Source organism: Acidobacteriota bacterium, from assembly GCA_003696075.1.
GTDB lineage: Bacteria > Acidobacteriota > Polarisedimenticolia > J045 > J045 > J045.
In genome coordinates this window covers 1-10443 of record RFHH01000218.1, presented here as the reverse complement: position 1 = coordinate 10443, position 10443 = coordinate 1, and the positions used below count along the sequence as shown (strand labels likewise).

The 10443-nt window shown below is 71.9% G+C and carries 6 protein-coding genes; 2 read left to right on the top strand and 4 right to left on the bottom strand.

Annotated features, from left to right (window positions below):
* The 4 genes from D6718_13535 to D6718_13520 form a co-directional block, all read right to left on the bottom strand.
* Positions 1-2501: TonB-dependent receptor (locus D6718_13535; protein RMG42684.1), on the bottom strand; the 2501-nt coding region annotated here is incomplete at its 3' end.
* Between the two features lie 315 nt (positions 2502-2816).
* Entirely contained in the window at positions 2817-4196 is a 1380-nt protein-coding gene (locus D6718_13530; GenBank protein ID RMG42683.1) for a sigma-54-dependent Fis family transcriptional regulator, read from the bottom strand.
* Entirely contained in the window at positions 4193-7039 is a 2847-nt protein-coding gene (locus D6718_13525) for a PAS domain S-box protein (GenBank protein ID RMG42682.1), read from the bottom strand. Before D6718_13525 ends, D6718_13530 begins: the two co-directional genes overlap by 4 nt.
* Before the next feature lie 10 nt (positions 7040-7049).
* A complete protein-coding gene (locus tag D6718_13520; GenBank protein RMG42681.1) occupies positions 7050-8969 on the bottom strand; it encodes a carboxypeptidase regulatory-like domain-containing protein in 1920 nt (639 codons plus the stop codon).
* Here D6718_13520 and D6718_13515 point away from each other — a divergent pair.
* Together D6718_13515 and D6718_13510 are read left to right on the top strand one after the other, a co-directional pair.
* A complete protein-coding gene (locus tag D6718_13515) occupies positions 8826-9887 on the top strand; it encodes an ABC transporter ATP-binding protein (GenBank protein RMG42685.1) in 1062 nt (353 codons plus the stop codon). The two genes, D6718_13520 and D6718_13515, sit on opposite strands and share 144 nt — an antisense overlap.
* On the top strand, positions 9884-10443 hold a 560-nt coding region (locus D6718_13510), incomplete at its 3' end, for a hypothetical protein (GenBank protein RMG42680.1). The genes D6718_13515 and D6718_13510, both read left to right, overlap by 4 nt.

Sequence of the window (10443 nt, the reverse complement as noted above, 5' to 3'; positions counted from 1 at the left end):
CGGCTGGGATCCGGGAACTGATCCGGCAGCTCGTCCCAGTAGACGGGAACCTTGTTGACGTCGATATCCTGCAGCTGGTCGTAGAACTTCCTGTTGACGTACCTCAGCGTCAGGCGCGTCTCGGGGGCGATCTCCCGCTCGAAGCGCAGGCCCCACTCGTCCGAGTGCTGCATCTTGATGTTGCGATCGACCACCGAGATCGCGAAGCCCCCGATCGCGCTCGGAACGTCCTGCCGCGTTGGCTGCAGCCGGCTGTTGAGCGTCCACCGTCGCAGCAGGGAATCCGGTCCGTTTTCGAAGGCGAACGGCAAGAGGATACTGTCCGCGTACACGCGCCCGAAGCTCCCGGAGATGAGCGTCTTTCCGTCGCTCCAGGGATCCCACGAGATACTGAAGCGCGGCGCGATTCCGTTATTGCTGATGGTGAAGCGCTCCCGCCCGCGAGTCTTGGGGACGAAGCCGTTGTTGATCAGGATCTCGCCTCCCGCGAGCTCGCACAGCGCGGGGTTGAGCGCGTTGCCACCGCCGCACCCTTGGGCCGTCGGCACGTCGAGCCGGTGCATCGTGAACAGCGTCGAGCCGCCGAGCGCCTGGAAGCATTTCTTGGGGTCGAGGCCCGAGGGGTCCGCACTCGTCGGGATCTCCCCCGCCATGCAGCGGTCCAGGAACTCGTTCCACGCCGCCCGCTCGGCGGCGGGGTCGAACGGCGTGTAGCCGAAGCTGGAGATCTCCTCGCGCTGGAACCGAACACCGAGATTGATCACGACGTTGCTCGTCGGCTCGTAGGTGTCGGTGATGTAGGCCGCGAAGTAGTTGCCGTCCACGTCGTCCTGCACCCGCGCCGGCATGCCGGAGGCGATCGCGCCCCCCGCGTCGGTGGCGATCTTCGGGGCGTAGACGGTCTCGAAAAGGCTGTACGCCGGCTGATTGGGATCGAGGCTCCCGTTCGTGCCGAGGACGGCTCCCTGGAGTCCGATGCCGTTCCGGCGCAGCTCGTTCAAGCGGATGTCGTCACGGGAGAACGAAGCTCTCTGCAGCGACGCGCCGAAGCGGACGCGATGCGATCCACCCAACCATTCGTTGATGAACTGGTCTCCCTCGAAGCGGTAAGTCCACCGTTGGCGCGTGTCCTCGTAATCGCGGTTGGCCGTTCCGCTGGTCAGACCGAACAGGTCGTCGTCCCGGCAACGCAACCCGGGGAGATAGTCATCGAACTCCGTATCGTCCCTGTCGACGACGCACGAGTTCAGCAGCGTACCGGTCTGCCGCCCGTCCGGGAGGGTCGTCCACGGGTTCATCGGATCCAGCGTCACGTTGATGTCGGAAAAGGCGATCTGGGATTCGAGGGCGAAGGTCGGGGAGTAGGGCACGTTCCACGTCAGCGAGTAGGTCGGCCCCCCGGCGGTGTACCGGACGCTACTGGCCGCCGGTACGATGGCAGACGCATCCAGCGGGGTCAGCTCGATCGGGTCCGCCGAGAACTGCAGGGCGAGCTTGCTCTTCGGCCCAACCTGCCACGTGAGTTTGTCGAGGTGGGTCCAGCGGTTGAACTTCTGCACGAAATCGCCGCCACCGATCACGTCGACCGGATCGCTCTGATCGAGGTATTCGTGGCTGACCACCCACCACATCCGGTTCCGAATGAGCGGACCGGAAAGGAACAGCGACGGCTGGATGCGGCCGAAGTCGACAGGATCGATGTTCCCCGCCCGGTCGTTGTCTGCGGCCGAGTCTCGGAGGAAGAAGTTGAAAGCTCCTTCGAACTGATTCGTCCCGCTCTTCGTGTGAATCTTCGCGTAGCCGCCCACGGCTCCGCCGTACGAAGCGTCGGCGCCGAAGTCGATGACCTCGATCTCCTCGATCGCGTCGGGGTTGATGTTCGACATGAAGTAGCCGGTGAGCGGGTCCACGTTGCTCACGCCGTCCACCTGCGCCTGGAAGTCCCGGGCCCGGGAACCGTGGACCGTCGGGTTTCCGTCTCCGTCGGTGTCGTTCACCCCTGGCGCAAGCGAGAGGACGTTCTGGTACTCGCGTCCCAGCACGGGAAGGTCTTCGAAGAACTCGGCCGAGATCTCGGTCTTGGACTCCGTTCCCTTCTCGAGATCGATGAGCTTCTCCTTGCCGACGACCGTGACCTCCTCGGTCTTCTCGGGGGTCAGTGCGACGACCACGTCCGTGATCTGGTTGGGCACCACCTTGACACCGTCCCGGACGGTCGTGGCGTATCCCGGCATGCTGACCTTGACCGCGTAGCCCGCGAGCGCCGGCACCACCGGGAAGAGCGCCTGGCCGTTCGCGTCGGTGACCGCGCCCGCTTCAGGGAACTGCCCGCCCGGGTGCGACAGGATCACCGTGGCTCCGGGCATCGGCTCGTTCCCGGCATCGGTGACCTCGTAAACGGTGACCCGCACGCCACCGTCCGCTCCGAGCGCGGCGGTGGCCCCGGCGAGCACGAGCAAGAACGCCGTCAGCCCGAAGAGCCTCGAAACGCTGCCTCTCATCGTCCGCCTCCCCTGGGGCTCGGGACCCCGGGTCCTCCGAATGCCATCCCCCGCACCGGCGGGCCCCGCCTTCGGGTTGCGGGCCCGTCCCATCCCGCGCGCTCCGCTGCGGGACGCCCATCTTCATCTTATGGCCGGTGCCGCGATCGGCCGCCCGCGGCCCCGGCTCGACCGCTGCGCATCCTCCGCATCCGGCCGGCACCGGCGCCGGCCGCCGCAAACTCTAGCGCCGCGCCGGAGATGCGGGCAACCCGTGGCGGGCGAAGGGGAATCTCCTCGCGGGGCGCCGCCCGCCGGCGGAACCGGTCGCTGGGATCAGCGGATCCCCAGCCGCTTCATCCGTTCGCTCAGGGTGGTCGGCTTCATGCGGAGCCTTTCCGCCGCCCGCCGCTGGACCCCCCCCGACTCGCGGAGGGCCCATCGGATGAGGGCCCGCTCGAACGACTCGACCGCCTCCTGGAACGAGGTGCCCGGGGGAAGGGGCACCATCTCTCCGGACGGATCCGAGACGCCGCGGGGGCGGGGAAGCAGCTCCGGCCCGATCTCGTCCCGTTCCGCCAGGAGGACCGCCCGCTCCACCGCGTTCCTCAGCTCCCGCACGTTTCCCGGCCAGTCGTACTGGATCATCGCGGGGATCGCCTCCGGAGCGAAGCGCAAGCCCGGCTTGCCGTGCTCGTCGCTGAACTCGGCCAGGAAGTGCTCGGCCAGCAGCGGGATGTCCTCGCGCCGCTCCCGGAGCGGCGGAAGCGCGATCGTCACCACGTTCAGCCGGTAGTAGAGGTCCTCCCGGAACCGCCCCTCCTGGACCAACTTGGCCAGATCCTCGTTCGTGGCGGCGAGGATCCGCACGTCCACCTTCACCGGCCGCACCGATCCCAGAGGCAGGAACTCCTTTTCCTGGAGCACCCGGAGGAGCTTCGCTTGCACCGAGGGAGGGATGGTGCTGATCTCGTCGAAGAAGAGCGTCCCCCCCGCCGCGGCAGCGAACAGGCCTTCCTTGTCGGAAACGGCGCCGGTGAAGGCGCCGCGGACATGCCCGAACAACTCCGACTCGAGCAGCTCCGGCGGGAGGTTCGAGCTGTTGACGGTGATGAACGGCGCGTTGGGATCGGGGCCACTCGAGTGGATCGCTTCGGCCGCCAGCTCCTTCCCCGTGCCGCTTTCTCCCGTGATCAGGACGGTGGTCCGAGCGGCGGCGACTTGCTGGATCATCCGGTACAGGTCCTGCATCGCCTTCGAGCGGCCCACCATGCGCCCGAAGCGGTGCCGCTCGGCCAGGGCCCGGCGCAGTCCGGCGTTCTCGAGCCGCAGCCGCCGGCGGTTCAGCGCCGACTCGACCAGGAGCAGCACTTCGTCGTTCTGGAACGGCTTGGTGAGGTAATGGAAAGCCCCTGCCTTCATCGCCTCGACCGCCGTTTCCACCGACCCGTGCGCCGTCATCATGATCACTTCGCGCTGGGGATCGTCGGCGAGGATCTTCCGGAGGAGTTCCAGGCCGTCGGTTCCGGGGAGCATCAGATCGAGGAGCACGAGGTCCACCGGCCGAGAGGCGAGCCACCGCTCCGCTTCCTCCGCGCTGGACGCCACCGCCACGTCGTGCCCCGCGCGCCGGCCCAGGAGCTGCTCGAGGACCTCGCAGACGACCGGTTCGTCGTCCACCACCAGGATCTGCGCCGGCTTCCGAGCCGCTTTCACGCGCGCCCTTCCGCCGCACGGGCCGCCCGCCGGCCGGAGGCGGCCCTCTCGAATGCCGGAAGGAGAACCCGCATGCGCGTCCCTCTTCCCGGCTCGCTCTCCGCGACCAGTTCGCCCCCGTGTTCGCGAACGATGGCGTAGCTGATGGACAGCCCGAGGCCGGTACCCCGTCCCCCGGATTTCGTGGTGAAGAACGGATCGAAGATGCGCGACCGGACCTCCTCGGGGATGCCGACCCCGTCGTCCGCCACCTCGAGCAGGGCCCTCCCGTCTCCGGAAAGACGGCAGTCGACACTCACGACCCCGCCGGGACGGATCGCGTCCAGGGCATTGAGGAGCAAGTTCATCACGACCTGCTGCAACCGCGAGCGGTCGCCCTCGACGACCACCGCCCCGCCGGATCGCTCCACGCGGACCGTCGCGTTCGCCCGGCGGATCTGCGGGCCGAGCAGGCCGACCGTCTCCTCGGCGAGCTCGCCCAGATCGACCGGGCCGAGCGCCAACCGGCCGGATCCCGAGGGCCGCGAGATCGTCAGCAGTCCGCGCGCGATCCGCGACGCGCGCTCCGCCTGGGCGACGATCTTCTCCAGCAGCGGGCGGCGGGGATCCTCCGGGCGGGTCTCCTCGAGGAGGATCTGGGCGAACGAGGAGATCCCGGTCAGGGGCGTGTTCACCTCGTGGGCCACCCCGGCCGCCAGCAGGCCCACCGACGCGAGCCGATCCTGCTGGATCAGCCGCTCCTCCAGGCGAACGCGCTCGGTCACGTCGTCCACCGTGACGAGCCAGCCCTCCCGGCCCGATGGGCCGCGGACGGGGCTCACGGCGAGGTTGACGATCCGTTCCTCCCCGCCCGCCGCGGCGGCGTCGATTCGGACCCTGAAGGCGCGCTCGCCCGCCGCCGCCGTCGAGGCCAGCGCCGAGCGGACGAGGGCTCGCACGGAGGCCGGCAGGACCTCCGAGTACCGGCGACCGAGAACCTCCTGCCGCGGCCGGCCGAAAAGGCGCTCGAGCGCCGGGTTCCAGTGCCGAACGATGCCTTCCTCGTCGATCATCGCCAGCCCGATCGGGCTGGAGGTGACGATCGCTTCGGTCCGGGCCCGGAGCCGCTGCACGAGTTCGATCTGTTCACGAAGCCGGGCGAGGTGGCGGGCCCCCGCCACGGCGGACGCGGCGTGGGCCGCCACCGTCCGCAGCAGCTCCAGATCGTCGGTGTCCAGGAGCCGGCCCGCTCGCCGGGCCCCCACGGCGAGGACGGCTATCGGCTCCTCCTCCACACGCAGCGGGACCAGAACCTGCACTCCGGCCCGGTGCAGCAGGGGCATCGTCGCCGGAGCTGACGGGACGTCGGCGAGCGAGACCGTCTCCCCTTGGCGAAGGCGCGGGAGCAGCGCGCCGGGCAGCCGGGCGCGCACCGGGCGCCCCGACACGGGGTGAACCAGGCTGCCGCCCTCACCGATCAAGAGAAGCCAAACGGGCGTCGCGTCCAGCGCCTCTCCGACCCTCGCCTGGAGGACCCGGGTGAGGCGATCGAGCTCCAGTTCGCGCGTGAGGTCGCGCGCGACGCGGGCCAGAGCTCTTCGGAAGCTGTACCGACGGCGGTAGTAGAGCCGGCTCACGAGGTCCCGCGTTCCCGCCCGCACCGCCGGGGCGAGGGCTGCGGTGAGAAGTGCGGCGACCAGCGCGGGAACCACACCCGCCGGCTTCATCACCGCCGGCAGGACCGCGCGGGCGACGCTGTGGAACCCGAGGAACAGAACCAGGGACAAGGAGAGCATCCCGAAACCGGCCAGGGCCCGGCGCCCGAACAGCGCCAGGTCCATCAGCCGGTATTCGATGACCGCGGGAGTGAAGGTCAGCGGCACCAGCGCCAGCAGGGGGAGGGCCAACCAGCTCCAGGAGGGCTCCCGTCCCACGGCCAATCGCGGCAGCGCCGAAACGGCGAGGAACGGAAGGAGCCCGGACACGGTGCCCGCGAGCATCCACCGCGCGCGCGCCCTTTCCTTCAGCCGCCGCGCGCGCACCGCCCCCGGCGCCAGGAGGGCGATCCCCGCCACGAGACCGGCCGCCAGCCAAGCGAACTCGATCCGTCCCTGCAAGCGGTCGATCACGCCCACCGCGCCGTCGCCCCACCGCAAGGCGCCGCCCAATCCGACGAGGTGCACCTCGGCGAGCAGGAGGGACGCCGCCGGGGCGTAGACGGCCGGCAGCCACCGGCGGCGGCGCTCCGCAGGGAGCCGCAACGCCAGCACGAGGTGCATCCAGAGCGCTGGGAACGACAGCCGAGCGCAGCGATCCACCCAGAAGAGCAGCCAGTCCAGCGCCGTTCCCCGGTCGGACCACGACACCCCGAACAACAGCGCCCCCGACAGGCACCACAGGGCGTAGACCGTGTCCGCCCGCGTCCCCCGGGGGCGCAGGAAAACCGCGATCGCTCCGAGGCAGAACAGGACGGCCACGGCCGACCCGACGATCCGGTCCCGCTGCCACCGCGATCGCGCCTCCGGTCGGATCCGAACGGCGAGCCGCTCCCCGCCGCGCCGAACCGCGACCCCGACCGGCTCCTCCGGGGAGAGCCGGAGCATGGCGTCGGTGGCGGCGAGGGTGCTCGAGACGGGAAGACCACCGATCTCCACCAGCACGTCCCCCGCCGCGAGGCCCGCCTGCTCGGCAGGGGATCCGGTGGCGACGCGCGCGATCGCGACCCCTTGCCCCGCGGGGCGCCCCACTTCGATCCCGGTCCACGGGCGAACCTCGTGCCACGTCCTCGCGGCCGACACGGCGCAGAGAACCACGGCACCGGCAAGGGCGAGGAGGTGGGCGAACCGGACGGGGCGCGTCGACATCGGGTGTCTCTCAGAAGGCCACCGCGACGCCGCCCGAGACCCGCCGCCGGGCGAGCAGCGCGCGCCGCCCCGCGTCCGCGCGCGGGCCGACGCCGGAGCGCTCGATCCCCAGCAGGAGGTGGCAGGTCGCCCGATCGCCGAACGCGTCACCGATCCGCTGCCTCACCCTGACCTCGCTCCGAGTCCACTCGTCGAGACCGGCGAGCAGGCCGCCGCGGTCCTCGAGCGTCTCCCACGTGAGCTCGACGTGCGTTCCGGTCGGCCGGTGCTCGAAAGCGAGATCGAGCAGAGCGCCCGAGGCGGAGGCGTCCCAGGCCACGGGAAGAAGCGGGACGTCGCCGGGGAGGGCGGGGAGCAGATCGCCTCGTGCTCCGAAGAGCGCGCCCCGGATCCGGAATCCGGGCCGCCGGTGCGTGGCGGGCCATCCCGCCTCGATGATCCAGTCGTCGACACGGGCGGTCGAGGCCCCGATCAGGGGCAGATACGGCTCGGGGACGGCACCCTCCGCGTCGCCCGCCCACGGAGCCGGCCCCGTGCGCATGACCCTGGACAGGGACCATTCCACGCGCCCGGCGCGGCCGGATAGGCCGACCCGGAAGGCGGGGGCGGCCCGGCCGCCCGCCTCGGCCCGGACGCCGCCGTCGACGGTCACCACCCACGCCGGTGCGAGGCGGTAGCTGAAGCCCAGACTCATCCCGGCCCGGGGGGCGGTTCCGAAGGCGGAGCCCCGCTCCCCGCGCGCGGCCAGCCCGGCGCGCAGCTCGGCCCGGCCGGCGGCCGCGGACCACCTCTGCCCCACGCGCAACTCCAGGGAGCTTCCGGAGGAATCCTCGAGGGTCGTCCGGCCGGGCACGGCGAACCCGGCGGCCACGACCGGAGCGGCCGGGTGCTCCGGATCGGGAGCCGGCCCGCCGGCATGGCGGACGGTGGCCTCGAACCACGTCCGCCGTCCGCCGGCCGTCCACTCGCGCGACAGGGCCATCGCGAACCGAGCCGCGCTCGCGCTTCGATCGGCCGGATCGCCGGGCGAGAACCGCGCGCGGATCCCCGCGGCCTCTCCGCGCAGCACGAGCCCGCTCCCCGGAGCCCGATACGCCACCACCAGCCGGGCGCCGCCGGATCCGGCCTCGATCCCGGGACGGCCGGAAGCCGGCCCGCGGGTTCTGGCCTCACGGCGCATCTCGAGCTGCGTTTCGAACGGTGCGCCCGAACCCGTGCTGCCCCCGAACCGCAACACCAGAGCGTCGGCGTCGTCGCGGAGCGAAGCGTCGAACCCCTCCTCGCGGTGCTGGGCCGAGAAGGCCAGGCGCTTGTTGCCCGAAAGATCGAACGTGCCCGCCATTCCACCGCTGACCCCGGCGCCCGCCTCCGGAGTGACGGCGTCCCGCTGGGAGACGGCCACCTCCACCACCAACGGAGCCTTTCCGGCGGCGGCCGACCCGGTCGGGTCCGCCCGCTCCGGCCACCCTCGCCGCGCCTCGAGGCGGTCACGCTCCGGCAGCCTCAGCGCCCAGGCGCCGTCCGGGGGACGCGAGCCAGCCCGGCCCGGCGGGCCCGCCGGATGGAGCACCAGCTCCAGCGACCGGCGCAGCATCGTGTCGATCTCGCCGACGAGGACCGCGTAGCCCCCCTTCACGGCGATCAACCGGTAGGCACCGGGCCGGAGCCCCGCCAGCGCGAAGCGGCCGTCCCGGCCGGTGCGCGCGGTCACGAGAAACGGCCAGTCGCCCTCGCGCCGTTCCGGAACGAGGCGGATCTCGACTCCGGCGATGGCCCGCCCCAGAGGATCGAGCGCCACACCCTCGAGACGCGCGCCGGAAGCCGCGGTTCGCTCCGGGGGCGGTGCGGCGAGAACGGCGGCGGCGGCGAGCCAGACGGCGGTCCAAGCCATGGGGGTGGACCGAGGAAGACCGCGAGCCAGGGTTCTCATCGGGACTCCCCGGGGGCCGCGAACCCCCTCCCGCCGAACGCCACGGCGGGACGCTCATTATCCCCCCATCGGGCCCGGTCCCGCCTGGAGACCGGCTCCCGGCCCCGCCGGGAGCCTTACATTGGCCTCGTGGCCGCCACTACGCCCAATCCCTTTTCGGACGATCCGGCCGTCACCGCTCGCGGGCTGACGCGCCGGTTCGGCTGCGTTCTCGCCCTGGATGGGATCGATCTCGATCTCCGCTGGGGCCGTTGTCTCGCCCTGGTCGGACCGAACGGAGCCGGAAAATCGACGGCGCTGCGGCTGCTGTGCGGACTCCTCCGTCCCGACGCGGGGACGGTGCGGGTCGCGGGGCTCGATCCGGTGCGGGACGGGCGCCGCCTGCGCGAGACGATCGGGGCCGTGCCCGACTTCCCGGTGCTCTACGACGAGCTGACGGGCAGGGAGAACCTCTTGGCGGTCGCGCGCCTGCGGGGAATTCCCCGGGGAGAAGCGGACCGCCGCATCGAAGAGCTGGCCGCAGCGCTCCGCCTCCAGGATTCGCTCGACCGTCCGGTGGCCGGATGCTCGCGCGGCGAACGGAAGAAAGCGGCGCTCGCCGCCGCGCTCCTCCACGCGCCGCCGGTGCTTTTTCTCGACGAGCCGTTCGAAGGCGTCGACCCCCTGTCCGCACGCACGATCAGGGAGCTGTTGGGGGAGCTGCGGAGCCGGGGCGCCGCCGTCCTGGTGACGTCGCATGTGATTCCCCTCGTCGAGGCGATCGCCAGCGACGTGGCGATCCTCGAGAGCGGCCGGCTGATCGCCGGTGGAAGCCTGGCGGAGATCGCTGCCGCCTACGGCGACCTCGAGTCGGCGGTGCTCGCGGCCGGCGGGACGGCGGCGGCCGCTCCGGCGCTGCCCTGGTACCGCGTCCGATGAGATCGCAGGTCATCGCTCTCTGGGCGCTCGAGGCGACGCGCCTGCGGGCGCGATGGCGCGCGGCGCTCGGTACCGCGCGGGCCGCGGGTGCCGCGGCCGCGGGCGTCTCCGATCTCCTCGCAGCGCTCCTCCTGCTCGTCGCTTCGAGCGGCCTGGGGCTCGTCGGCGCGCTCACCGCGGGCGCTCTCGCCGCGACGGGAGACGCGGCCGGTGCGGCCCTCGTCGCCTCCCGGCTCGCCGACGCCGGGCTCGTCCTGGGCGTGCTCGCCGCCGTGTTCGACGAGCCTCGACGGGACGCCGCGGGGCGGAGGGCCACGGCTTTGCTGCCGGTGCGCCCCTCGGCGCTCGCGCTGGCGGAAGGCGCGGCCTTCGCCTTCGCCCGCCCCACCGCGCTGGTGGCTTGGCCGGTGTCGCTGTCGCTCCTGGCCGGCGCGGCACGCGCCGGAACGGGCGCCGGGATGGTGCCGGCCGCCGCGGGACTCCTGGCGCTGATCTCGGCGGCGGCCCTTCTCGCCACGCGTGCCGCAGCCTGGGCGCGGGCCCGCCGGTCTCGGCT